General features: G+C 71.4%; 22 protein-coding genes and 2 pseudogenes. 18 read left to right on the top strand and 6 right to left on the bottom strand.

Annotation, left to right across the window (positions count from 1 at the left end; genetic code table 11):
• Window positions 1-14: 14 nt before the first annotated feature.
• Both ACFFIC_RS02610 and ACFFIC_RS02605 read right to left on the bottom strand, forming a co-directional pair.
• Window positions 15-830, bottom strand: coding sequence for a crotonase/enoyl-CoA hydratase family protein (locus ACFFIC_RS02610; RefSeq protein ID WP_377048495.1), 816 nt, complete (start codon window positions 828-830; stop codon window positions 15-17).
• A gap of 100 nt (window positions 831-930) precedes the next feature.
• Window positions 931-1497 carry a MarR family winged helix-turn-helix transcriptional regulator gene (locus ACFFIC_RS02605; RefSeq protein WP_377048494.1) on the bottom strand — a complete coding sequence of 189 codons (567 nt, stop codon included), beginning with the start codon at window positions 1495-1497 and terminating at the stop codon, window positions 931-933.
• A gap of 2 nt (window positions 1498-1499) precedes the next feature.
• On the opposite strand from ACFFIC_RS02605, the gene ACFFIC_RS02600 reads away from it, so the two are divergent.
• The 9 genes and pseudogenes from ACFFIC_RS02600 (at window position 1500) to ACFFIC_RS02560 (ending at window position 11473) form a co-directional block, all read left to right on the top strand.
• On the top strand, window positions 1500-2534 hold the full coding sequence (locus ACFFIC_RS02600) for a Bug family tripartite tricarboxylate transporter substrate binding protein (protein WP_377048493.1): 1035 nt from the start codon (window positions 1500-1502) through the stop codon (window positions 2532-2534).
• A gap of 228 nt (window positions 2535-2762) precedes the next feature.
• Window positions 2763-4739: a DEAD/DEAH box helicase gene (locus ACFFIC_RS02595; protein ID WP_377048492.1), complete on the top strand. Its 1977-nt coding sequence runs from the start codon at window positions 2763-2765 to the stop codon at window positions 4737-4739.
• A gap of 86 nt (window positions 4740-4825) precedes the next feature.
• Window positions 4826-7165: a putative bifunctional diguanylate cyclase/phosphodiesterase gene (locus tag ACFFIC_RS02590; protein ID WP_377048491.1), complete on the top strand. Its 2340-nt coding sequence runs from the start codon at window positions 4826-4828 to the stop codon at window positions 7163-7165.
• Between the two features lie 456 nt (window positions 7166-7621).
• The gene (locus ACFFIC_RS02585; RefSeq protein WP_377048489.1) at window positions 7622-8161 is read left to right on the top strand and encodes a hypothetical protein; all 540 of its coding nucleotides are present in this window, start codon (window positions 7622-7624) and stop codon (window positions 8159-8161) included.
• Window positions 8122-8406, top strand: a pseudogene (locus ACFFIC_RS02580) (PRC-barrel domain-containing protein); the annotation flags it as partial. The gene ACFFIC_RS02585 and the pseudogene ACFFIC_RS02580, both read left to right, overlap by 40 nt.
• A 302-nt stretch (window positions 8407-8708) precedes the next feature.
• Window positions 8709-9263: pseudogene (locus ACFFIC_RS02575) on the top strand (c-type cytochrome); the annotation flags it as partial.
• Window positions 9223-9624: a gluconate 2-dehydrogenase subunit 3 family protein gene (locus tag ACFFIC_RS02570; protein ID WP_377048488.1), complete on the top strand. Its 402-nt coding sequence runs from the start codon at window positions 9223-9225 to the stop codon at window positions 9622-9624. The pseudogene ACFFIC_RS02575 and the gene ACFFIC_RS02570, both read left to right, overlap by 41 nt.
• Window positions 9625-9765: 141 nt before the next feature.
• Window positions 9766-10155 (top strand): hypothetical protein, encoded by a 390-nt coding sequence (locus tag ACFFIC_RS02565; RefSeq protein ID WP_377048487.1) that lies wholly within the window; start codon window positions 9766-9768, stop codon window positions 10153-10155.
• Between the two features lie 142 nt (window positions 10156-10297).
• Entirely contained in the window at window positions 10298-11473 is a 1176-nt protein-coding gene (locus ACFFIC_RS02560; protein WP_377048486.1) for a GMC oxidoreductase, read from the top strand.
• Between the two features lie 12 nt (window positions 11474-11485).
• Here ACFFIC_RS02560 and ACFFIC_RS02555 read toward each other — a convergent pair whose 3' ends face one another.
• Window positions 11486-12115 (bottom strand): class I SAM-dependent methyltransferase, encoded by a 630-nt coding sequence (locus ACFFIC_RS02555; protein ID WP_377048485.1) that lies wholly within the window; start codon window positions 12113-12115, stop codon window positions 11486-11488.
• Window positions 12116-12260: 145 nt separating this feature from the next.
• Here ACFFIC_RS02555 and ACFFIC_RS02550 point away from each other — a divergent pair, with 145 nt between their 5' ends.
• Window positions 12261-13142, top strand: coding sequence for an alpha/beta hydrolase (locus ACFFIC_RS02550; protein ID WP_377048484.1), 882 nt, complete (start codon window positions 12261-12263; stop codon window positions 13140-13142).
• A gap of 10 nt (window positions 13143-13152) precedes the next feature.
• Here the strand turns inward: ACFFIC_RS02550 and ACFFIC_RS02545 are convergent, their stop codons facing one another.
• Both ACFFIC_RS02545 and ACFFIC_RS02540 read right to left on the bottom strand, forming a co-directional pair.
• Window positions 13153-14151: an asparaginase gene (locus ACFFIC_RS02545; protein ID WP_377048483.1), complete on the bottom strand. Its 999-nt coding sequence runs from the start codon at window positions 14149-14151 to the stop codon at window positions 13153-13155.
• Window positions 14152-14203: 52 nt separating this feature from the next.
• The gene (locus ACFFIC_RS02540; RefSeq protein WP_377048482.1) at window positions 14204-15580 is read right to left on the bottom strand and encodes an LLM class flavin-dependent oxidoreductase; all 1377 of its coding nucleotides are present in this window, start codon (window positions 15578-15580) and stop codon (window positions 14204-14206) included.
• Window positions 15581-15755: 175 nt separating this feature from the next.
• Here ACFFIC_RS02540 and ACFFIC_RS02535 point away from each other — a divergent pair, with 175 nt between their 5' ends.
• Together ACFFIC_RS02535 and ACFFIC_RS02530 are read left to right on the top strand one after the other, a co-directional pair.
• Window positions 15756-16964 carry an MFS transporter gene (locus ACFFIC_RS02535; protein ID WP_377048481.1) on the top strand — a complete coding sequence of 403 codons (1209 nt, stop codon included), beginning with the start codon at window positions 15756-15758 and terminating at the stop codon, window positions 16962-16964.
• Between the two features lie 195 nt (window positions 16965-17159).
• Entirely contained in the window at window positions 17160-17567 is a 408-nt protein-coding gene (locus ACFFIC_RS02530; RefSeq protein WP_377048480.1) for a MarR family transcriptional regulator, read from the top strand.
• Window positions 17568-17600: 33 nt separating this feature from the next.
• Here ACFFIC_RS02530 and ACFFIC_RS02525 read toward each other — a convergent pair whose 3' ends face one another.
• Window positions 17601-18617, bottom strand: a complete 1017-nt coding sequence (locus ACFFIC_RS02525) for an ABC transporter substrate-binding protein (RefSeq protein ID WP_377048479.1) — start codon at window positions 18615-18617, stop codon at window positions 17601-17603.
• A 160-nt stretch (window positions 18618-18777) separates the two neighbouring features.
• On the opposite strand from ACFFIC_RS02525, the gene ACFFIC_RS02520 reads away from it, so the two are divergent.
• The 6 genes from ACFFIC_RS02520 to ACFFIC_RS02495 all read left to right on the top strand — a co-directional run bounded on the left by ACFFIC_RS02520 (window position 18778) and on the right by ACFFIC_RS02495 (window position 24480).
• Window positions 18778-19656, top strand: coding sequence for a polysaccharide deacetylase family protein (locus ACFFIC_RS02520; RefSeq protein WP_377048478.1), 879 nt, complete (start codon window positions 18778-18780; stop codon window positions 19654-19656).
• Between the two features lie 162 nt (window positions 19657-19818).
• Window positions 19819-20529, top strand: a complete 711-nt coding sequence (locus tag ACFFIC_RS02515) for a fumarylacetoacetate hydrolase family protein (RefSeq protein WP_377048477.1) — start codon at window positions 19819-19821, stop codon at window positions 20527-20529.
• 3 nt (window positions 20530-20532) lie between these two features.
• A complete protein-coding gene (locus ACFFIC_RS02510) occupies window positions 20533-21411 on the top strand; it encodes a polysaccharide deacetylase family protein (RefSeq protein WP_377048476.1) in 879 nt (292 codons plus the stop codon).
• On the top strand, window positions 21408-22268 hold the full coding sequence (locus ACFFIC_RS02505; RefSeq protein WP_377048475.1) for a branched-chain amino acid ABC transporter permease: 861 nt from the start codon (window positions 21408-21410) through the stop codon (window positions 22266-22268). The genes ACFFIC_RS02510 and ACFFIC_RS02505 overlap by 4 nt, the downstream gene beginning before the upstream one ends.
• A complete protein-coding gene (locus ACFFIC_RS02500; RefSeq protein WP_377048474.1) occupies window positions 22268-23242 on the top strand; it encodes a branched-chain amino acid ABC transporter permease in 975 nt (324 codons plus the stop codon). The genes ACFFIC_RS02505 and ACFFIC_RS02500 overlap by 1 nt, the downstream gene beginning before the upstream one ends.
• Entirely contained in the window at window positions 23239-24480 is a 1242-nt protein-coding gene (locus ACFFIC_RS02495) for an ABC transporter substrate-binding protein (protein WP_377048472.1), read from the top strand. The genes ACFFIC_RS02500 and ACFFIC_RS02495 overlap by 4 nt, the downstream gene beginning before the upstream one ends.
• Window positions 24481-24486: the final 6 nt, after the last annotated feature.

Genomic DNA, 24486 nt, shown 5'->3' with positions numbered 1-24486 from the left:
CCGAACCTGGCCCGCTAAGTGCCGGGGCCGGCGACCTTCGCGCCGCGCTTCTCCACGAAGTCGGCCAGCCGCGCCGCGGCCTCCGGCCCGGTCTGGGCGAGGGCGGCGACAAGGCTTTCGACGAAGAGGCCGTCCTCCTCGCTCATGTCCTGGATGCGGGGCAGGGCGTGCAGCACGCCCAGCACGGTGAGCGGCGCCATGCCCGCCATCTTCTCCGCGAGTTCACCGGCGCGCGCGGGCGCCGTGCCGGCGGGGACGAGGTAGTTGGCGAGGCCCGCGCGCTCGGCGGCGGCGGCGTCCAGCACGCGGCCGGTGAGCATCATGTCCGCCATGCGCGAGGCCCCGAGCAGGCGCGCGACATGCACGGAGGCGCCGCCGCCGACATAGATGCCGCGCTGGCCCTCGGGGAGCGCGAAGAAGGTGGTGTCGTCGGCAACGCGCAGCTGGCAGGCGGCGGCCAGTTCCAGCCCGCCGCCGACGGTCGCGCCGTGCAGCGCCGCCACCACGGGGATGCGGCCGCGGCGGATCAGCGCGAAGACCGCGTGCCAGCCGCGCGAGTGATGGAACACCTCCTCGGCCGAGCGGGCGCGGTGCTCCGCCAGGTCGAGGCCGGCGGAGAAGCAGGGGCCTTCCCCGTGCAGCACCACGGCGCGGGCCTCGGCGCCCGCGCGGGTGATGGCGGCACCGAGTGCGTCCAGCAGCGCGTCGTTGATGGCGTTGCGCTTGTTCGGGCGGTTCAGCGCGATCCAGGCGACGGCGCCGCGAAGCTCGTAGGTGACCAGCGGGCCGGAGTCCTGGGCGCTCGGCCTGGCGGGGGCGGACGCTTCCATGATTTCTTGTGGACCCCGAATGTTATTGCTCATAACAATACGGGCAACACGGGGGAACGCAAGCGCAATGCGAGGGGCAGCCTCCCCGGTCCGCGGGGCGTCAGGGGTGCAGGAGGCGCGTCAGCGCGGCCCGGACCGCGTCCTGTCCCTGCGGGAAGAAGCGGGCCGCGAAGTCCTGTTCCATCGCTGCGATGTCCCCGGCCACCTCGGCGTAGAGAACCGCGCCCGTTTCGGTCAGGCGCAGCATGTTGGCGCGGCGGTTGCGCGCGTCCAGGCTGCGGGCCACCAGCCCGTCCGCCTCCATCGCCGCGATCAGCACGGCCATGTTGGGGGGCTTGATGTGCAGGGCGTTCGCCAGCGCCACCTGCCGCACATCCGGGTTGGCGGACACCACGGCCAGCACGGCGTAGCGCGCGGGCGTGAGGCCACGGGCGCCGAAGCGGCGGTGGAACTCGTCGAAGATGCGCTGCTGCGCGAGGCGCAGGAGAAAGCCGATATGGCCGGACAGCGGGGCGAGGTCCACGCCGGCCGCCTCGGTCGGCCCGGGCCGCGCGGTGTTGCCCGCCGCGGGGAGGGGGATCGGGTGGCCTGCCATCCCCCGCGACTTACAGGACCGCGTGCCGGCGAGGAAGCCGGCGCGGATGCGACAGCCAACCGGGAGAAACATCCATGAACCAATCCATCGCCTCGCGTCGCGCGCTGCTGGGCGCCGGCGGCGCGCTGGCCGGCCTTCTGGCCGGGCACCGGAACGGGGCACAGGCCCAGCCCACCCCGGTCCAGCCGGCCCAGGAACGGGCGCCGACCATGAACCGGCCGTCGCGCGTGCTGGTCGGCTTCCCGCCGGGCGGGTCCACCGACACCGTGACGCGCCTCTATGCCGAGCGCATGCGGGGTGCCTTCGCGCCGCAGGTGGTGGTGGAGAACCGCTCGGGCGCGGGCGGGCGGCTGGCGCTGGAGGCAACCAAGGCCGCGGCACCGGACGGCAGCACCTTCGTGCTGACCCCGGCCAGCATGCTGACCATCTACCCGCACATCTACCCGCGCACGATCCGCTACGACGCGCTGACGGACTTCACGCCGGTCAGTCCCGTCTGCGCGCTGCCCTTCGGATTCGCGGTGGCGAACAACCACCCGGCTCGCGACCTGGCGGGCTTCGTTGCCTGGGCGAAAACCCAGCCGGGTGCCACCGCCTTCGCCAGCCCCGCCGCGGGGTCCATGCCGCACTTCCTCGGCGTGCAGCTCGCCAAGGCGACGGGGATGCAGCTCACCCACGTGCCCTACCGCGGCGCGTCCCCCGCGCTGCAGGACCTGCTGGGCGGCGCCATCCCGGCCGTGATGGTGGTGCTGGGGGAGACAACGGAACTGCTCAAGGCCGGGCAGCTCCGGGTTCTCGGGATCTCCGCCCCCGAGCGGCGGCCGCGCCTGCCGGAGGTGCCGACCTTCGCCGAGCTGGGCTACCCCGAGCTGACGGCGGAGGAGTGGTTCGGCATGCTGCTGCCCGCCCAGGCCCCGGCACCCCTGGTGGAGGGCCTGCAGCAGGCGATCGTCGGCGCCTCGCGCCGGCCCGACCTGATCGAGGCGCTCGAGCGGATGGAATACCGGACGCTGACCAGCTCGCCCGCCGAGTTCGCCGAGCGGATCCGGGCCGATCGGAACCGCTGGGGTCCGATCGTGCAGGAATCGGGCTTCAAGGCGGAGGATTGAGGGTTCGCGCCGCGCGCCGGGGGCCGTGCCGCGGCCGCGCCCCTTGGCATGCGGCGCGGCGTATGCGGCCCTGTTCGCGGCATAGCGAAACGGTTCCATGCTCCCACCGGGGGTGCCAGCCGATTTATCTGCACTGGACTATCAATTAGTTAGCGTTCCTTGCTCGACAACGACTCTCAATGGAATCAGGATTCTGCGGCAATTCCTTGATGCCGGGAGCCCTGCCGTTTGTCCGTTCGCCCGCTTCGGAGCCACCAGAAGGAGGTCGCCGCCATCGTGGCGGCCATGGCGGCGGGTGAGGCCGGCGACGTGCGCGACATCCTGGCGGCGGTGACGCCCGGCGGCGGTAAGTCCCTGCTGCCGGTGATCGCGGCGCGCGCCCTGATCGGCGCGGGGCTCTGCGAACGGGTCTGCTGGGTGGTGCCGCGCGACAGCCTGCGCCTGCAGGCGGAGGAGGCCTTCGCCGACCCGGCCTGGCGCGCGGCGCTCGGGCACGGGCTTTCGGTGCGGGCGGCGGAGAACCTGCCGGGCGATCCCTGCCGGGGGCTCGAGGGCTATGTGACGACCTATCAGGGGATCGCCGCCGCGCCGGACCTGCACCTCGCGGCGTTCCGCGCGCACCGCTACCTGATCGTGGTGGACGAGGTGCATCACCTGCCCGCGCTGGGGCAGGGCGATGTGGCCGGCGGGCACGACACGGGGAGCGAATTCTCCGCCGCCTGGTCGGCGGCGATCGAGCCGCTTCTGGCCTGCGCGGGTGCCCGGCTGCTGCTCTCGGGCACGCTGGAGCGGGCGGATGGGCGGCGCATCCTGTGGCTGCCCTACCGGTCGAGCGGCGGGGGCGGGGGTCGGCAGGAGGTGGATCTGGCGGCGCCGGGCTGGGCCGTGGTGGGCTACAGCCGCGCCCGCGCGCTGGCCGAGCGCGCGGTGCTGCCCGTGGCCTTCGGCGCGCTGGACGGCGAAGCCGCCTGGTTGGGCGCGACGCCGGAAGGCGGGGGGGAGCGGCCACGGCTGGGCCCGCACCGGCTGCGCGCCGTGGCGCCCAACGAGTCCACCCGGCCCGCGCTGTTCACCGCGCTTCGCACCGGCTTCGCGGGCGCGCTGCTGCGGCGGTCCTTCGAGGCGGCGCGGCGGCTGCGGGCGGAGCGGCGCGGGCTTCTGGGCCCCGGTGCGGTGCGCGGCCTGGGCAAGCTGCTGGTTGTCGCGCCCGACCAGGTGCAGGCGCGGCGCTACCTGGACATCCTCCGCGGCTGGGTGCCGGCGGCGCAGGCGGGAAGCCTCGCCCTGGCGGTTTCCGACGAACGCGGGGCGCACGAGACGCTGGCGGCCTTCCGGCTGACGCCGGAGCCTTCCGTGCTGGTCACGGTGGCGATGGCCTATGAGGGGCTGGACGCGCCGGAGGTGGCGGTGGTGGCGGCGCTGACGCATGTGCGGTCCCGCCCCTGGCTGGAGCAGATGGTGGCGCGCGCCACGCGCGTGGACGCCCATGCCGGCCCCTACGAGAAGCAGCGCGCGCTGGTGTTCCACCCGGACGACCCGCTTTTCGCGCGCTTCCGGTGGCGGATGGAGCGCGAGCAGGGCACGCGGGCGAAGCCGCCGCCTCCGCCGCGCCAGGCGAGGCTGGCCCTTCCCGAATGGCTGGAGGAGGAGATGGCCGAGGCGCGGGAGCGGCACGGCATCGTGCCGCTGGAAAGCAACGCGCTGGCGCTGCGCCTGAGCACGCTGCGGCCCGGGCCGGACCTCGCGGCCGGGCTGGCCGCGGCACGCGAGCCCGACCCGCAGGGGGAGCTGCTGGAGGCGCCCTCCATCGCGGAGCGGCGGTTGCGGCAGCGCCTGGCGGAGCTTGTTGCCGCGCAGGCGGTGGAGGACCAGCAGGCCGGCGGGCCGGCACTGCCCGTCGCGCCCCGCGGAGCCGGGTTGTTCCATGCCTACAACGCCGCGATGAAGCGCGCCCTGGGCGGCAAGGCGCGTTCTGAGATGGGGCTGGCGGAGCTGGAGGCGGCGCTGGAATGGCTGGGCCGCAACCGGCTGCGCGACCACCTGCACCTGCTGGAGGGCGACCACCGCTACGGCTGGGCGGTCCGCAAGCGGGGGGAATGGCGCCCGCCGGTCGGGCGGCCGGCCGCGCTGTGGGGTGGCGGCCGGAAGGTGGCGGCCCGCGCGGAGGAGGCGCCCAGGCGCGGCGCCGGCCCGGGGCGGGGGTGAGGCACCGCCGCGCTTCGGCCGGACGCGGTTCAGAACTGCTTCATTTTCGCGGGCTAGCTTGCGGGGGCCGCGAGGATCTTGGCCCCATGACGAATCCCTGGGGAAGGCTTTCATCGTTCTGGAGGAGGCTTCGTGCGGGCGATGTCCCGCCGCCGGGGCTCCATGAGGACGATGCGGCCTTTCTGATCGCACCGCTCTTCGACCGCGTCTCGTCGCTCCTCGTGGCGCACGCCGCGCCGCTGTTCCTCTGCGCCCTGGTCGCGCTGGAGGAGCGGGGCGGCTGGGCGGCGTGGTTCGTGGCGGCCAACATCGTGCTGATCGTCGCCCGGGCACGCCTGGTGCTCTCCTTCCGGCAACTCCGCGATCCCGGTGCGGAGGCGGTGCGGCGCGCGGCCCGCGGCTACTTCGCCGTTGGCGCCGCATGGGCGCTGCTGACGGGTGCCTTGTGCTTCCTGTGCTTCGTCGCGCTCGATCAGCCCTTGTTCCAGCTCCTTGCGGCGACGCTTGCCAGCGGCGCCGCCGGGGGCATCGCGTCCCGCAACGCGGCGGTGCCGCGGTTCGCCCTCCTGCAGGTCTCCGCCATCCTTGTGCCGCAGGTGGCGGCGGCGGCGCTGCTGGGCGGCTTGTACTGGGTTCAGGCGGCGCAGGTATGCCTTTACTTGGCCGCGCTGTGCTCGGTGGTCCGGAGGCACCATCGGGACCTCAGGCGCATCATGGACGTGCGGCGGGAGCAGGCCGCCCTGGCCGCGCATTTCGACGCGGCGCTGAGCAACATGAGCCAGGGCCTGACACTCTACGACGGCTCTGGCGTGTTGCGGGTCGCGAATGCGCGCTTCCGCGACCTGTTCGGCCTTCCGGCGGAAAGCTCGCTTCCCGGCATGCGGGAGGCCGAGGTGGACGCGGAACTCGCGTCGCGGTGGGGCTTGGAGCATACCGGCGAAGCCGCGAGGGGCGGCGCGGCGGGCCGTGCGCTGGTGGAGCTGCCGGACGGCCGGTCCATCGCCCTGTCGCGCGAGGCCATGCCGGATGGCGGCTGGGTGACGACGTATGAGGACGTGACCGAGCGGCGACGTGCCGAGGCGCGGGTGCAGCAGCTTGCGATGCACGACGTGCTGACCGGCCTGCCGAACCGCGCCCTCTTCGGCGAGCGGCTGCAGGGCGCGGTGGCGGGCCTGCACGGATGTGGAAGCTTCGCCGTGCTCTACCTCGACCTTGATCGCTTCAAGGAGGTGAACGACGGGCTGGGCCATGCCGTGGGTGACCGCCTGCTGGTGGCGGTCGCTTCGCGCATCCGCGAATGCCTGCGCCCGCAGGACGTCGCGGCACGGCTGGGGGGCGACGAGTTCGCCGCCCTGCTCGTCGGGCAGGTGAGCGCGGCGGAGATCGCGCAGGTGGCCGAGCGGCTGGGGCGGGAGGTGGAGGCCGAGTACATGATCGGCGGCGCCGCGGTCTCGATCGGGGTGAGCGTGGGCATCGCGATGGCTCCACGCGACGGCGACACGGCCGACCTGCTGCTGCGCCACGCCGACATGGCCCTCTACGCCGCGAAGGGCGCCGGGCGTGGGACCTACCGCTTCTTCGACTGGAGCATGTCCAGCCGCCTTCAGGCGCGGCGCGACGCGGAGGCCGATCTGCGAAGGGCCCTGATGCGGGAGGAGCTGGAACTGTTCTACCAGCCCCAGATCACCCTGGGCGGCCCCGTGGCGGGCTTCGAGGCGCTGCTGCGCTGGCGGCATCCCGAGCGCGGGCTGATGCTTCCCGGCGAGTTCATGCCGGTGGCGGAGGCGTGCAACCTGGTGCAGCCGCTCGGCGAGTGGGTGCTGCGCACCGCCTGCACCGAGGCGGCGGGCTGGCCTCATCCCCTGCGCGTTTCCGTGAACCTTTCGACCGCCCTCTTCGCCGGACGGGACGCGCAGGCGCCGATACTCGCGGCACTGCGGTGTTCGGGCCTGGACGCGGCACGGCTGGACATCGAGATCAAGGAGGCGCTGCTGCTGCGCAACGGCGAGGACGTGGCGGAGGCGCTGCGCCGGATCCGGGCGCTCGGCGTGCGGGTGGTGCTGGACGACTTCGGGACGGGCACCTCCTCCATCGCGATGCTGGGTCGCTTCCCGCTGGACAAGATCAAGATGGACCGCTCCTTCGTCCGCGACCTGCCGGCCTCCGAAAGCACGGTGGCGATCATCCGCGCGATCGGCACGGTGGCCTCCACCCTCGGCCTGACCATGAATGCCGAAGGTGTGGAGACCGCGCCGCAGCTCGCGCGGTTGCGCGAACTCGGCTGCACGGAGGTGCAGGGCTTCCTGTTCAGCGGACCGCGCCCGGCACGCGAGGTGCCTGCCATGATCCGGGAACTCGCGCGCCCGAGCGAGCATTCTGGCGGCAGGGGCAGCGAGAAGAGGGAACGCCGCCGCGTCAGAGGCTGAGTGCCGCAGAGCAGCGGACCGGCGGGCTGGCGTGGTGCGTGCCCGATCCAGCCCGGGCGCTCGCCTCGCGGCCTGTCACGCACGGACGAGGATCGGCTTGCCTGCCGGTTGATCGATCGGGCGTGTGGCGGTGAGCAACATGGATCGGGGCGTCGCTGCTGTCGCGGACGGAGCATGAATCCGGATGGAGCGATCCGGAGTGTGGATCTGTTGTTGGTGATTCCTAACGTTAATTCCTGGCAATCGGAACACCGGCGCGGATCTGTGCGCTGCCCTGGAGCCGGCCTCGCCCGTGCTCGCCACCACGCCCCAACGTTGTTTCGCGCCCGGCTCCACCGCGCCTGATGCAAGGCGCAACGAACGGCCACGCCCGGTGCACAGTCGAAAAGTTCTGTGCTGCGCATCAAGACGGCCATAGGGGTCGTATCCGGTGCCGAACGACAACGGAGTTGAGGCATGACGCGCGCAGCCAGCATCGGCGGCAGGGGCATCGCCCTCGTCGCGTTCGGCCTGTTCGCCAGCGCCGAGGCGGGGGCTGCCGAGCCGCCGGCCGGTGCCGCATGCCTTTCCGATGCAACACGGGCCGCCGCCGCGCGGGAGCGCGCGCCGGAGGATCAGCGAGGGCGCATTTCGGACCTGGTCGCGGCCGCCGAGCGTGCCGCGCGGGACAAGGACGGGACGGGGTGCCGCAGCGCCGCCGACGATGCGCTCCGGGCGGCGGGGCTGACGCCGCTTGCGCCGATCCTTCATTCCACCAGCATGACGGGCGAGAGGCGGGGTGCGAGGCGGCTGTTCCGGCCGCGCCGGTGCCGGGATCGTCGGCAGGCAGCGTGCCCGGGAATGCGTCCCCCGCTGCCCAGGCCGCTCCACCCAAGCCGGCTTCATCTGAGCCTGTTCCGCCCCAGCCCAGCCCGGCCCAAGCGGCGCCCGGGCCGCAGCGGGTGGCAGCGCAGCCCATGCCCCCCGCCCCGCCGCCAGCCGCAGCGCCTTGGCTGATCACGATCCGCGAACTGCTGGGCAAGCGGGTGGTGGCGCTGAGCGATGATGGAACCGAACTCGGGACGATCGAGGACCTCGTGATGGAGGGGGCCACCAAGGGGCGCGTGAACTACGTGGTGGTCCGGCCCTCGGGCGGGCGGCTCGGTGTCGTGGCTTCGCTTTTCGGCAAGCCCGGGGACGTGATCGTCCCGCTGCTGGCGATGCACCTCAGCGGGCAGGGCGATGCGGTCCGGCTGGATGCGTCGCCGGAGAAGCTGCGGGATGCTCCGCGCTTCCGCGCCGCCGATGTGCGGCGGTTGCACGATGATCCGGCCCTGGCCCGTGCCATCGCCGTTTACTACGGCGTGGACGCGGCGGCACCGGCGCAGGCTGCGGCGTCCTCCCAAGCCCCGGCAACCCAGCCCCTGCTTCGGTTGCGAGTGCGGCGTCCGCAGCGCCGCCCGCCGGCGCCCCCACGGGCCCTGCCGCGCAGACGGGGGTTGCGGCGCCCGCCGCCGCTCCACCCGCGGCGGCGCCGGCACAGCAGGCGGATGCGGCGCATGGCAAGGCCGTTGCGAACCGCGTCTGCTCGGCCTGCCACAGCCTGGCGCAGGGCGGGCCGGTGCGGGTGGAGCCGCCGCTCTGGGGCGTCGACGGGCGGCAGGTCGCATCGGTGCAGGGTTTCAGCTACTCGGCCGGCCTGCGGAACCGTGGCGGCACGTGGGATGACACTTCCCTGGATGCCTTCCTGAAGAATCCGCGTGGCTACGCGCCGGGCGCGCGCATGGCCTGCCCGGGCATCCAGAACAATCGCGACCGCGCGGATGTCGTCGCCTTCCTTAACCAGCTTCGCCAGGGACCGATGCCGATGGCAGAGCCACCTGCTTCCTGCTTCAGCCGCCGCGGCTTCCTGGTCTCGACTGCGGCGACGCCCCTGGCCGGGCTTGTTGGCCAGGCCCAGGCTCAGCCGGCGCAGCCGCAGCAGCCAGCGGCGGCCGCGGCTCCCCCTGCGGGACCGGAGCACGCCGCGCCAGCGACAGAGCAGGGCGCGCATCTTTCTCAACAACCCCGAGGCCGACATGCTCACGGCCCTGGTCGACCGGCTGATCCCGCCGGGTGAAGGCGGACCCGGCGGCGTGGAGGCGGGCGTGGTCACCTTCATCGACCACCAGCTGGCCGGCACCTTCGGGGCCGCGAGCACCTGGTACATGCGCGGCCCCTTCGCGGAGGGAAAGCCGGGCCAGGGATGGCAGTACGCACCGACGCCTGCCGGCATGTACCGCCACGCGCTGGAGGCTCTGGGGCGCGTCGTCCGCGCGGAGCAGGGCAAGGGCGTGGCCGAACCAGGCGCGGCGAAACGGGACGCCCTGCTGACGCGCAGGGAGAAGCAGCCCTTCGATCTTTCGGGGCTGCCTTCCTCGGCCTTCTTCGAACTGCTGCTGAACAACACCATCGAAGGCTACTTCTCGCACCCGTTCTAGGGCGGCAACCGTGGCGCGGCGACCTGGAAGCAGATCGGTTATCCCGGCGCGAATCCGATCCGTGGCGACCTCCTCACGGACAAGACCCCCTATGACGGCGATCCCGTCTCCATCGGATAAAGAAAGCTCGCCGTGCAGGAGATGCCGAAGACAGATGTGGTGATCGTGGGGATGGGCTGGACAGGCTCCATATGCGCGCGCGAGCGGGCGGCCGAGGGGCTGCGGGTGGGGGGGCTGGAGCGGGGTGGCTTTCGCGACACCGCCAGCGACTTCCCCGCGCCGAACGCGCTGGACGAGCTGAACTATTCCCTGCGCGGGGCGCTGTTCCAGAACCTGGCCCGCGATGCGCTGACCTTCCGCAACCACCCGGACGAGCCCGCGCTGCCCATGCGCAGCCTCGGCGCCTTCCTGCTCGGCGATGTGCTGGGCGGGCGTTCACTGGAACGGGCAGCACTTCCGCTTCCTGCCTGCCGGCTTCGAGATGCGCAGCCACAACATCAAGCGCCACGGCGAGGGCGCCATCACCGATGACATGACGATCCAGGACTGGGGCGTCACCTATGACGACCTGGAGCCGGGCTAAGACCGCTTCGAGTATCTCTGCGGCACCTCCGGCAAGGCCGGAAACCTGGCGGGCCGCGAATACCCGACGCCGCCCATGGAGATGGGCCTGGTGCAGCAGCGCTTCATGGAGGGCGCGCGCAGGCTCGGGCACAAGCCCTACCCGCAGCCATCCTCCCACCTGTCGCGCGACTACACCAACCCGGACGGGGCGCAGATGCAGGCCTGCACCTATTGCGGGCACTGCGAGCGCTTCGGTTGCTACAACTGGTCCAAGGCCAGCCCGGTGACCACCGTGCTGCCGGTCGCCTTGCGCAACCCGAACTTCGAGCTGCGCATGGGGTCGCGCGTGACCAAGGTGGAGCTGACGCCGGACCGCAAGGACGCGACGGGCGTGATCTACGTGGATGCCGTCGGGCGCGAGATCCGCCAGCCCGCCGACCTCGTGCTGCTTTGCGCCTTCCAGATCCACAACGCGCGGCTGATGCTGCTGAGCGGAATTGGAACGCCCTATGACCCCGCGACGGGGCAGGGGCAGGTGGGCCGCGACTTCAGCTACCAGACGGTCGCCACCGCCCGCGCCTTCTTCGAGAAGGAGCGGTTCAACCAGTTTGCCGGCGCGGGCGTGCTGGGCGCCATTGTGGACGAGTTCAACGGCGACAACTTCGACCACGGTCCGCACGGCTTCATCGGCGGCGGCTACATCATCGGTCAGAACACCGGCCTCCGCCCGATCGAGAAGCGCGTGCTGCCCGAGGGATCGCCGCGCTGGGGCGAGGGGTGGAAGCAGGCCAACAACAAGTGGTGCGAACACAACGTCAATGTGGGCGTGCATGCCGGCAGCACGTCGCGCCGGCATAACCACATCTCTCTGGACCCGGCCTACACGGACGACCTCGGCCTGCCGCCGGCGCGCATGACCTTCGACTTCGCGCCCAACGGCCTGCGCATGCGGGAACTCATGCTCGCGCGCGCCGCGGAGATCGCGCATGCGATGAACCCGGACGTGGTGAACACCAGCACGCCGCCCGTGTCCGCCAGCATCGTGCCCTACCAGACCACGCATATCTGCGGCGGGGCCATTATGGGCACCGATCCCGGCGGTTCGGCCGTGAACCGGCGGCTGCAGAGCTGGGACGTGCCGAACGTCTTATCGGTCGGGGCCAGCGCCTTTCCGCAGAACGCCGGGAACAACCCGGCCAACACGGTGGGCGCGCTGACCTGCTGGCCCCTGCAGGGCATCAAGGAAGGATACCTGAAGAACCCGGGACGCCTGGTGGAGATGTGACGCGGGCGGAGCTCAGGGCGGGGCTGCCCGCCCCGTGACCGCCCAGAGCGGGTCGCCCGGCCCACCGGGGCGGAGGCTCCGCGCCTCCACCTGCCCGAAGCCCGCGCGCTGGAGGTAGAGGCTGACCAGCCCGCACTGCTCCTCGCCGCTCAGCAACCGCCAGATGGCGACGGCCTTGGTGGGGAAGCACCGGTTGGAGAAGGTGATCACCACGGGTCCGCCGGGGCGGAGCACGCGCGCGGCCTCCCGCAGAACGGCGACGGGGTGCTGAAGGTACTGGATGGACACGCAGAGGGTCACGGCGTCGACGCTGCGCGCCTCCAGCGGCAGTTCGGCCGTGGCGTTCAGGTCCTGCGTGAACCACTGGGTGAGGCGGGAATTGGCCGAGAGTTCCTCGGCGTTCATGCCGTGGCCGATCACCTCGCGGTAGCCGGCCTCGGGGGGAAGGTGGCTCACCCAGCTGCTCATGAGGTCGAGGATCGCGCCCCCCTCCGGCAGGATGTCGCGGTAGAGCGCCGTCACGGCCGCCACCGCGGCGGCGTCGATATGCGTGACGAAGCGGGGCTCACGGTAGAACAGGTCGTCGCGCGTGGTGTCTTCCTTGCGGAAGGCCTCCGCCGGCAGTTCGGGCAGGTCGGTCATCCCGGTCCTCGGCTCTGGGGGCAACACCGGGCATATGGACGCGATCCGCGGATACGCCACCGCGGGGCCGCGGGGAGGGCGAGGGGCGCGACGCCCTGGCCGGCGCGTGGCATACCGGCACGAGGGAAAGCAAAGGGAACGCGGGATGAACGGCTTCGCTGGGGGACCGGACGCGGGAGGCCTGCGTGCGGCGGTCGCCGCGATGGGCGCGAGCTTCGATGCGGAGGTGCTGGAGCGCACCCGCCTGCTTTACGCGCCGCATGTGCGCGCCGCGCGCCCGGACCAGCGGGTGATCGCCGACATCGCCTATGGCGCTGATCCCCGGCAGAAGCTTGACCTTTACCTGCCGGCCCGGCCCTCCGGCCCCGCGCTGGTCTTCGTGCCCGGCGGCGGCTTCACCGGAGGCGACAAGAACGGTGACGGGACGTTCTACGGCAATCTCGGCCGGTATTTCGCCGGCCACGGGATGCTGACGGCCGTGATCAACTACCGGCTTTCGCCCGCCCACCCCTGGCCTGCGGGATCGGAGGACGTGGCCGGCGCGGTGGCCTGGGTGCGCGCCCATGCGGGGGACCATGGCGGGTCCGGGCGGACCTTCCTGATGGGGCAGTCGGCCGGTGCGGCACATGCCGCTGGGTTCCTGTTCAACGACGCCTTCCACGCGGAGGGCGGGCCGGGCATCGATGCCGCCGTGCTGATGAGCGGCATCTACCGGGTTGGCGCGGGCTCGCCGCCGCATGTGCGGGCCTATTTCGGGGGCGATGAGGCCGCCTTCGCCGAGCGGTCGCCGATCGCGCATGCGGGGCGGAGCCGGGTGCCGCTCATGCTCTGCCTGGCGGAGTTCGACCCGGCGCCCCTCGCGGCGCCGAGCTTCGAGCTGGCGCAGTCCGTGACGATGCGCGACGGCCGCAGCCCGCACTTCGCTTGGTTCGCCGGCCACAACCATGTTTCCACCGTCATGAGCCTGGGCACGCCGCAGGAGGACGTTGGGAATGCCCTGCGCGACTTCCTGGAACGCCAGCGATAGGCGTGAACCTTCAGTAGGTGGCGAAGATGCGCGCGACCTCCGCCGGGTCGCGTGTCACGGTGAGCGCCAGGGCGAGGAGGATCCGCGCCTTCTGCGGGGACAGGTTGTCGGCCGGGATGAAGCCGTGTTCCCCGAGTTTGCCGGTGGGAAAGACGCGGCCCGAGCCCGCGCGCGTGGACTGAACCACGATCACCCCGCGCGCGGCCGCCTCGCGCAGCGGTTCCGCCTCGCCTGGGGGGCAGAAGCCGGGGGCGAAGCCGGCCGAGACGATGCCCTCCGCCCCCGCGGCCAGGAAGGCGCGGACGGCGGTGCCGTCCGACCCCGCATAGGCGTAGGAGATGTCCACCCGCGGCAGGGCCTCGAGGGCCCGCAGGTCGAATTCCGTGTCCGGCGCGCCGCGGCGCAGCGGGCGGCGGTAGAAGTTCACGCTGTCGCCGTCCGCCTGCCCCAGCACGCCGAAATCGGGGGAGCGGAAGGTTTGCAGGCGGCCGGTGGAGGTTTTCGTCACCTCCCGCGCGGCCTGGATCTCGTCATTCAGCACCACCAGCACGCCGAGGCCCCGCGAGGCCGGGTTGGCCGCGACGCGTATGGCGTTGACCAGGTTCAGCCCGGCATCGGTGGACAGCGCCGAGGAGGGGCGCTGGGCGCCGACCAGCACCACGGGCACGGGCACCTTGAGCGTCAGGTGCAGGGCATAGGCCGTTTCCTCGAGCGTCGCGGTGCCGTGGCCGATGACGATGCCCGCCAGGGCGGGGTTTTCGGCCACGAGCTCGTCGCAGAGCAGCGCGAGGGCCTTCCAGGTGGGGAAGTGGATCTGCGGGCTCGGCACGGCGCTGAAGGGAACGGGCAGGACCTCCGCGACACCCGCCACGTCCGGGAAGCGCGCCAGCAGCGCGGCCGCGTCCAGGATCGGCTTGCCGGAGGAGCCGTAGTTCGTGGTGTCCAGCGGGCCAGCGCCCTGGGAGGCGATGGTGCCGCCCGTGCCGATGAAGGCGATGCGGGGCGTCATGCGGCGTGCTCCGTGCGGGAGACCCGTGCCGCCCATCCGGGGAGGGGCCGGTTCATGCCGGAGCCTCCGCGGGGGCGGCGCGATGGGCGGCCGCGGCGTGGGATGCCGGAAGGCGCGCGCGGCCGAAAAGCTTCTCGCGGTAGGTGCCCTCGCGATAGGCGGTCTTGTAGGCGCCGCGCTCCTGAAGGGCGGGCACCAGGAGGGCGATCACGTCGTCGAAGCATTCGGGCACCACGGTGCGCGACAGGTTGAAGCCGTCCACGCCGGTTTCCTCGCTCCAGCCGATCAGCATTTCGGCCAGCCGCTCCGCCGAGCCCACCCAGGGCGCCTGGCGGCTGCCGAGCACCATCTGCTCCAGCAGCTTGCGGCGGGTCCATTGCGGGCCGGCGCTGCGCGCCATGGCCTCGATGTTGGAGACGATCGCCTGGCTGCCGCCGGCCTGGATGGGCTCGTCGGGGTCGAAGCGGGAGAAGTCGATGCCGAGCGAGGCCGCGGCGTGGACCAGGGCGGCCTCGGAACTGGCATGGCGCCGGTACTCGGCGAACTTCTCCTCCGCCTCGGCGTCGGTGCGGCCGGGGATGAGGGTGGCGCCCAGGAAGACCTTCACGTCCTCGGCCGCGCGGCCGATGGCGGTGGCCTGGGCGCGGATGTCGCCCACGATCTCCCGCACCGCCTCCTTCTTCTGGCCGTTCACGAAGACGCACTCGGCATGGGTGGCGGCGAAGCGGCGCCCGCGTGTGGAGGAGCCGGCCTGGTAGAGAACGGGCGTGCGCTGGGGGGAGGGGGCGCTGAGATGCATGGCATCCAGCCGGTACTGCGGCCCGTGGTGGTGCACCGCGCGCACCCTGCCGGGATCGGCGTAGAGGCCCCGCGCGCGGTCGGCGAGCACGGCGTCGTCGTCCCAGCTTCCCTCCCACAGCTTGTAGACGAGGGCCATGTATTCGTCCGCGAGGTCGTAGCGGTCGTCATGCGCGACCTGACCGGCGATACCGGCGGCGCGCGCGGCGCTGTCGAGATAGCCCGTGACGATGTTCCAGCCGATGCGCCCGCCGGTCAGGTGGTCGAGCGTGGACATGCGGCGGGCGAAAAGAAACGGCGGCTCGTAGACGAGGTTGCAGGTGACGCCGAAGCCGAGGTGGCGCGTGACGGCGGCCATGGCGGGGATGAGCAGGGTGGGATCGTTCACCGGCACCTGCACCGCGCCGCGCAGCGCCGCATCCGCGCTGCCGCCGAGGACGTCGTAGACGCCGACCACGTCGGCGAAGAAGACGCCGTCGAACAGCCCCGCCTCCAGGCGCCTTGCGTAGTCGGTCCAGTAGGACAGCTCGTTGAAGCGGGTGGACTGGTCGCGCGGGTGGGTCCAGAGGCCCTGCTGGATGTGGCCGACGCAGTTCATGTCGAAGGCGTTGAGGCGGATTTCGCGCGGCATGCGGGTCCCTGTTCCGTCGCGGCGCCCTGCGTCGGGCGCGGCGCGATCTGCGGCGCAGCTTGCGGCGGGGAAGGGGCGCGTGCAACGTGGCCCGACCTTCCCGCGGCGTGTCTCCGCCGGAAGAGCCGGGAACCGGCTGCGGCTTCCGGGAGGGTGCGGGAAGGGCAGGACCAGCATGGCCGGGAAGGCCGCGAACCTCGCCTTGATTGTCGCGGCGCAGGTGCTGGCGCTGGCGCTCTGGTTTTCCGGCACCGCGGCGGGGCCGGGCATGCTGCGCGAGGCGGCGCAGGCCGGGGCAGGCTTCCAGGCCATGCTGACCGGTGCGGTGCAGGCGGGCTTCGTGCTGGGCACGTTGGCCAGCGCGGTGCTGGCTCTGCCCGACCGCTTCGACCCGCGACGTGTCTTCGCCATCGCGGCTCTGGCGGGGGCCCTGGCGAATGCCGCGATCCTGCTGATGCCGCCGGGCGCCGTGGCGGTCATCGGGGCCCGCTTCGCCACGGGCATGGCGCTGGCCGGGGTCTATCCCGTGGGCATGAAGCTGGCCGCCGGCTGGGCGGACCGCGGCGACGCGGGCTGGGTGATCGGGCTTGTGGTGGGCGGGCTGACGCTGGGCTCGGCCTCGCCGCACCTGGCCAATGCGCTGGGTGGGCTGGCCTGGCGGCCGACCCTTGCCGTCGCGTCGCTTTCGGCCATGGCGGCGGCGGCGCTCATCGCCCTGGTCCGGCCCGGGCCTCGGCACGCGCGGGCGGCGCGCTTCCGCCCGGGCGCCGCGCTGCAGCTCTGGCGGAACAGGGGAATGCGGCTCGTCACCCTCGGCTATCTCGGCCACATGTGGGAGCTCTACGCCATGTGGGCCTGGGTGGGCCTCTACCTGTCCGCGAGCTTCGGCGCCTGGAGCGGGGCGGAAGCGGAGGGTGCCGGACCGGCCGCGCTGGCCACCTTCTGCGTGATCGCGGCGGGCGCGCTGGGCTGCATCGCGGCGGGGTGGCTGGCGGATCGGGTCGTGCGGGTGACGGTGGGCGCCATGGCGGTGTCCGGCGCGTGCTGCCTTCTGGCGGGCCCGGCCTTCGGCCTGCACCCGGCGCTGACCATGGGGCTCTGCGTGGTCTGGGGCGTGGCGGTGGTGGCGGATTCGGCGCAGTTCTCGGCCAGCCTCGCGGAGCTGTCGGAGCCCGCGCTGACGGGCACGGTGCTGACCTTCCAGACCTGCCTGGGCTTTGCCCTGACCCTGCTGACGATCCAGCTGATGCCCGTGCTTGTTGGGCACGCCGGGTGGGGCCCGGCCTTCGCGGTGCTGGCCGCGGGGCCTGCCGCCGGCTGCGCCGCGATGCTGCGCCTGAGGGCCAGCCCGGCGGCCGCCCAACTGGCGGGCGGGCGTCGCTGAGGCGGCGCGGCGGGCGCGGAACCACGGCGACACCGCGTCGACAATCTTTACACCTCTGCATCGAGATTGCCGCGGCAGCGTAATAAGTCCCTGTCTTTTCGCCCGAAAATCGGATGGCACGATCCATGCGCTGCGGCGTGCCTTTGGCCGGCGGTGTTCAACGCCGGTCGACGCATGACAGGAGACAGGGACCACATGGAGATGAAAGGAACGCCGGACGAACTGGTCGGGATCGTGCGTGCCACGATCGTGGCCATTGTCCGGCGCGACGGGCCGGACCTCACGGCCCGGCAGCTCGGGGTGTTCCTGACCGTCTACCTTCAGAACGGGCCGCACACGGTCAGGGGGCTGGCCGGTGGGCTGAACGTGTCCAAGCCCGCCATCACCCGCGCGCTGGACCGGCTTGGGGAGCTCGACGTGGTGCGCCGCAAGGTGGACCCGCGCGACCGCCGCTCGGTGCTCGTGCAGCGGACCGTGAAGGGAGCGGCGCTTCTGCGGGAGCTGCGCGCGATCATGCGCGACGCGGCCGTCCAGGAGAACGGCACGGAGCAGAGCCCGGTCCGCTTCGAGGAAGCGGCCGAGGCGCGGCGCGTCGGGGCGTAACCCGGGCCGCAGGGTTGAGGCTGGGGAGCTGCCCTAGCGGGGCGGAGCCTTGGCCATGGCGGCGTTCCAGTAGCGTCCATCGAAGTAGCGGGCGGGGTCGGACAGGTCCTTGCCCGCGGGCGCATGGCGGCTACGCAGCGCCAGCACGTTGCGCAGGCCCTCCATGTTGACCTTCGCGTCACGGAAGAAGCCGTCCCGCGGGTCCAGCAGCTCCGCGTGGCTTTGCTCCGCCAGTTCCTGCGGCATGTCCGGAAGGCTGCGCCGGAGGATCGAAATGGCCTCGCCGCGGTTGGCGGGCTCGTGGAGCCAGGCGATGGCGGCGGCATAGGCACGGATATAGCCGAGCATGCGCCCCTCGTTCGCCGCCGCCCAGCTTCGGCGCGTGGCGGCCACGTTGCCCTGGTAGGGGCCGATGACCTGCGTGGCCCATGCAAGCTGGTGGAAGCCGCGCGCCTTGGCGAGGATGTCGTATGGGCAGGAGAGGATGGTGGCCACCTGTTCCCCGCGCTGCATGGCCTCCCACCGCTGCGTCATGCCGCCGACCGTCGCCAGCGCGTAGTCGCCCTCTCCCAGCCCCTCGCGCGCCAGCATCTCCAGCAGCACGAAGGCATAGCCGGTGGTGCGCGCATCCACCGACAGGGTTTTCCCGCGCAGCTTGGCGAAGCAGTCGATGCCCGGTGCGGCGCAGACGCTGAGGAAGCCGCTGTCGCTGCCCATGAAGGCGAAGAACTCCGGTTGCGGGCCGATGGGCGCCGCGCCCTGGCCCTCCACATAGGCGACGATGTTGTCCACGGCCGTCATGGCGATGTCGAAGCGCCCGGCGGCGAGGTCGGTCATCTGCTCGATCGAGCCGCGGGTGTTGAGCATGCGCACCGAGAGCCCTTCGCGCGCGAAGAACCCCTTGGCGGTGCCCGCGAAGATCGGCCAGTTGAAGCCGCCGGGAAAGACGTTGACGGTGAGCTCCGACAGCGCCGCGCCGCCCTGCGCCAGGGCGCGGGGCACGATGCAGGACGTGGCGAGGGCGCCGGCGAGGAAGGGGCGTCGCTGCATCGGGAAGATCTCCTGGCGGGCGGGGCAGGCCGGGCATCGAGCATAGCCAGGCGCCCGGCCGCGGCACCACCTTGCGCCTGGCACGCATCGCGTGAAACCTGTGTTCCGTGCCCGCCCGGCCCCGGCCGAGGGCCACGCCGGCCGAGACCGAGGAGACGCCATGACCCAGCCCCGCGACCGCGCGCCCTTTTCCGCCATCGTGGACCGCCCGCCGCTGAAGCTGCCGAACAACGCCCGCGTGGTGGTCTGGACCATCGTGAACCTGGAGGTCTGGGACATCGCCAACCCGATGGCGCGACAGATCCTGCCCGCGCCCACCGGACAGGTGCTGCTGCCGGACGTGCCGAACTGGTCCTGGCACGAATACGGCATGCGCGTGGGCTTCTGGCGCTTCCACAAGCTTTACGAGCGGCTGGGCCACCGCCCCACGCTGTCGATCAACGCGCGGGTTTGCGACGACTACGAGCGCGTGGCCGCCGCATGCCGCGATTCGGGGTGGGAGTTCATGGGCCATTCCTGGCAGCAGGGCCCGATCCACCGGGAGACCGACCAGCGCGCCATGATCCACCGCTCCATGGACCGCCTGGAAGCCTTCACGGGCAAGCGGCCGGTGGGGTGGCTCGGCCCGGGGCTGACACAGACCTTCGAAACACCGGAGCTGCTGGCCGAAGCGGGCGTGCAGTATATCGGCGACTGGGTGTGGGACGACGAGCCCTGCGAGATCCGCACGGAGAAGGGCCCGCTGGTCACGCTGCCCTACACGGTGGAGCTGAACGACATCCCCACCATGATCGTGCAGCACCACGAGAGCCCCTACTGGGCCACGCGATGCCGCGACACGCTGGACCGCCTGCACATGGAGGGCGCCGAGCGGGCCAAGATCATGGCCATCGCGATCCATCCCTACATCTCCGGCCAGCCGCACCGCATCCGGTACCTGGAGGAGGTCTACGACTATGCCGGCGGCAAGGATGGCGTGGTCTTCATGAACGGCGAGGAGATCCTCGACTGGTATCGGGGAACCCGCGCGGCCGGTTGACGGGGGGTGGGTTGTATCCAATCCTGCGGCCCGCGTCGTGCGCCAGGCTTGCCTCCGGCGTGATGGGGGCGGGCGAGCCGTGCGAACACAAGGTCAGGAAGTCGGTTGCATGCACCAGGGCCAGCGCGATGCGGTTTCGTTGATCGACGGGAGCGTCCCGGCATGAGCCGGGACGCCGGCTTTGTCGTGGCGCCCGCGCCTCCCGTGTCGATCCCGGTCGTCGGCACGGCGGAGCGCTTCCCGGTGCGGCGCATCTACTGTGTCGGGCGCAACTACGTCGCGCATATCCGCGAGATGAAGGAAGCCGACGAGCGCGACCCGCCCTTCTTCTTCCAGAAGCCCGCTGATGCCATCGTGCCGGACGACGCGACCATTCCCTACCCTGCGGATACGGCGGATTTCCAGTACGAGATCGAGTTGGTGGCGGCGATCGGGCGGGGAGGGCGCAACATCCGGGAGGAGGATGCGCCCGGCCATGTCTATGGCTACGCCGTGGGCATCGACCTGACCCGGCGAGACCGTCAGCGCGACGCGCGGGACCGGCAGCTGCCCTGGGAGATGGGAAAGTCCTTCGACCGTTCCGCGCCCTGCGGCCCGATCCATCCGGCGGGCAGCCCGGCGCGCGCGATCGAGGGCGCGATCAGCCTCTCCGTGAACGGCACCGAACATCAGCGCGGGCTGATCGGGGAGATGATCTGGAGCGTGCCGGAGGTGATCGCCAAGCTTTCGGAAAGCTACGCGCTTGAGCCGGGCGACCTGATCTTCACCGGCACGCCCGCGGGCGTCGGGCCTCTGGTGCCGGGTGACGTGGTGCAGGGCGCCATCGACGGGCTGGGCACGCTGACCCTGTTCATCGGCCCGAAGGAGGACTGAGCCATGCTCCCGACAGAACGCATCTCCTTCTCCCCCATCGCCGGGCGGCCGCGCCGGGAGCTTCCGGGCGGCGCGCGCATGGTGGTCTGGGTGATCGTGAACGTGGAGGAGTGGGACCCGCGCGAGGTGATGCCGCGCACCGTCCTCACCCCGCCCGCCGGCGGCGCGCCGATGCCGGACATTCCCAACTGGTGCTGGCATGAATACGGCAACCGCGTGGGCTTCTGGCGGATGCTGGAGGCGCTGGACGACAACAGCATCCGCGCCGTGCTGGCGATCAACGGCAAGGCCATCGGCAGCTACGAGCCCATCGCGCGCGCGGCGCTGGACCGGGGCTGGGAGTTCATCGGCCACGGCTTCGGCCAGAAGAACATGCAGAAGGTGGCCGACGAGCGCGAGGACATCCGCCTGACCACGGAGGCCATCGCCGCCTTCACCGGCAAGCCCCCGCGCGGCTGGCTGGGCCCTGGACTGACCGAGACCTGGGAAACGCCGGACATCCTGTGCGAGCAGGGCTACGACTATGTCTGCGACTGGGTGCTGGACGACCAGCCGGTGGAACTGCGCACGCGCACCGGCTCCATCACCAACATTCCCTACACCCAGGAATGCAACGACGTGGCGATGATGCTGATCCAGCATCACAAGGCCTCGGAATACGCGGACCGGGCGCTGGACCAGTTCGAACAGCTTTACCACGACTCCCGGCACGGGCCGCGGGTCATGGCGCTGGTGGTGCACCCCTACATCATGGGCGCGCCGCACCGGCTGAAGTATTTCCGCCGCGTGCTGGAGGCCGTGCGCGCGAAGGAGGACGTGCTGGTCTGGACGGGGGAGCAGATCCTCGACTGGCACCGCGGCACCCCGCCCGCCGCGGGATGAACAGCCTCAACCTTTTCCAGCTTCTCAACGGCCTGACCTTCGCCGCGCTGCTCTTTGTCGTCGCCTCCGGCTTCACGCTGATCTTCGGGCTGCTGCGGATCGTGAACCTGGCGCATGGGGCGCTCTACCTGCTCGGCGGCTATATCGGCTACGCGGTGGCGGTGGGCACGGGGTCCTTCGGGCTGGGGATCCTCGCGGCCATGGCCAGCGTGGCGGTGGTGGGGCTGGCGCTGGACCAGGGGCTGCTGCGCTTCGTGCGCGGCTTCGAGCTGCGCCAGGTGCTGCTGACGCTAGGTGTTGCCTTCATCATCAACGACCTCGGCCTGCTGGCCTGGGGCGGCGACACCTTCACGGTGCCGGTGCCCGAGGCGCTCCGAGGCGCGGTGCGCTTCGCCGGGGTGTTCTATCCGAAGTACCGGCTCTTCGTGCTCGCGCTGGGCGTGGTGGTCTTCGTGCTGCTCTGGCTGCTGCTGAACCGCACGCGGCTGGGCGCGCTGATCCGGGCCGGGGTGGACGACGCGGAAACGCTGGAGGCGATGGGCATCAACATCCGCCGCATCTTCCTGGTCACCTTCATGCTGGGCTCGGCGCTGGCGGGGCTCGGCGGCATGGTGGGCGGGGCCTTCCTGACGCTCTATCCGGGCGCGGATTCGGAAATCCTGGTCTTTTCGCTCGCGGTGGTGATCATCGGCGGGCGGGGCAGCCTGGGGGGCGCCGCGATCGGCGCGCTGCTGGTGGGGCTGTTGAACTCGGTGGGGCAGGTCATGTTCCCGGAACTGGCCTATTTCGTGATCTTCGGCCCCATGGCGCTGATCCTGGCCTTCCGGCCGCTCGGCCTCTTCGGAAAGGCCGCCTGATGCCGCGCACCACCGCGAACCTGCCGCTGATCGGGGTGGTCCTCGGCGTGCTGGTGTTCGCCGCCCTGCCGCTGGTGCTGCCGACCTATCAGGTCAGCGTCGCCACGCGAATCCTGATCTTCAGCCTTCTCGCCGTCTCCATCGACGTGCTGGCGGGCTATGCCGGGCGGACGCCGCTCGGGCACGGGGCGATCTTCGGCGTCTCCACTTACGTGACGATCCACTGGGTCACGGTGATGGGTGGCTCGCCCTGGGTGGGGATGCTGCTGGGCGTGGGGGCGGCGACCGCGGTGGCGGCGGTCTTCGCGCTGCTGGCGGTGCGGACCTCCGGGGTCTACTTCCTGCTGCTGACGCTCGCGCTCGGCATGATCGTCTGGGGCGTCTGCCTGCGCTGGAGCACCGTCACGGGCGGGGAGAACGGCATGCGCGGCAGCGTGCGGCCCGCGGCGCTCGCCTCGCAGGTGGGGTTCTACTACGCGGTGCTGGTGATCGTGCTGCTCGCGACCTTCCTGGTCTGGCGGCTCGTGCACTCGCCCTTCGGGCTCACGCTGCGCGGCATCCGGGAAAGCGAGAGCCGGATGCGGGCCCTGGGCTACAACGTGCCGCTGCACCTTTTCCTCGCCTTCACGCTGTCGGGCACCGCGGCCGGGGTCGCGGGGGCGGTTTATGCCCTGTTCAACGAGTTCGTCAGCCCCACCACCGTTTCCCTGGCACAGTCGGTGCAAGGGCTGCTGATGGCGATCGTGGGCGGCGTCGGCACGCTGCTCGGCGGCTTCATCGGCGCCGCCGCGATCATCGTGCTGGAGAACACCGTGAGCTTCTACACGGAGCGCTGGCAGACGGTGATGGGGCTGATGTTCGTTCTGCTGATGATTTTCGCGCCCGAGGGGGTGATCGGGCGCGGCCTGCTCCTTCTCCGGCAGCGCCGGACCGCGATCCCACAACCCCAGCAGGAAGGCTCAACCGAAGGATGAACCGCAGACAGCTTCTCGGTGCCGCAGCGCTCGGCACTCTCGCCCGGCCCGCGCTGCTGCGCGCGCAGGACGGCGCGATCCGCATCGGGCTCATGGCGCCGCTCACCGGCGTGGTCGCTTCCGGCGGGCGCGAGATGGTGGACGACTTCAACTGGTATCTTTCCCAGCGCAACAACGAGATCGCCGGCCGCAAGGTCGAGGTGATGGTGGAGGATGACGGCTCGAACCCGGACACCGCGCTGCAGAAGGCGAGGCGGCTGGTGGAGCAGGGGCGTGCGCATTTCCTGTTCGGAAACCTGCTGGCGAACACCGGGCTGGCCGTCGCCAATTACGTGAAGGGCACGGGCACGCCCTATTTCATTCCGATCATCGCGGCGGACGACCTGACGCAGCGCCAGCGGATCAAGAACGTGGTGCGCGTGGCCGGCTACAGCGCGAGCCAGACCACCCGGCCCCTGGCCGACTGGGCGCTCAAGCAGGGCTACCGCAAGATCGCGACGGTCAGCCAGGACTACGCCTTCGGGCACGAGCAGTGCGGCGGGCTGGCGCAGACCTTCACGGAAGGCGGCGGGCAGATCACGGCGCAGTTCTGGCACCCGATCAACACGGCCGATTTCTCGCCTTACCTCGGCCAGCTCGCCTCCTCCGGGGTGGATGCGATCTTCACCATGCAGACGGGCGCCGACGGCACGCGCTTCATCCAGCAATACGCATCCTTCGGCCTGAAGGGGCAGATCCCGTTGATGGGGTCGATGAACGCCACCGACCAGTCGGTGATCCGCACCATGGGTCCGGAGGTGGAGGGCATCGTCACCGCCGCCCACTTCGCGGAAGGATCGGACAATCCCACGGTGCAGAGCTACGTGAAGGGGCACGTGGCGCGCTTCGGCACAATCCCCTCGCTTTACGGCTTCTCCATGTATTCCGGCGCCATGTGGGTGGCGGAGGCCTTGGAGAAGATCAACGGCCGCGCGGACGACCCGAACCTTCTGGTGGACACGGTGCTCAAGACGGAGCTGGTGGGATCGCCGCTGGGCCGCGCGGTGAAGCTCGATGACCTCGGCAATCCCGTCTACGATATCCAGATCCGCAAGGTCGTCCGCAACGGCGACGGCAAGTTCTGGAACGCGCCGATCGCCTCCTATCCGGAGGTGTCGCAGTTCTGGAAGTACGATCCGGCCACCTACCTGCGCCAGCCGCCCTATTCCCGCGGCTTCCAGGGCACGCGGCGCGGCTGAGCATCG

The sequence above is a fragment of the Muricoccus vinaceus genome (genome assembly GCF_042433125.1).
Taxonomy (GTDB): domain Bacteria; phylum Pseudomonadota; class Alphaproteobacteria; order Acetobacterales; family Acetobacteraceae; genus Roseomonas; species Roseomonas vinacea.
Note: the sequence above shows the minus strand (reverse complement) of the source record. Positions and strands in the feature narration are given on the sequence as shown.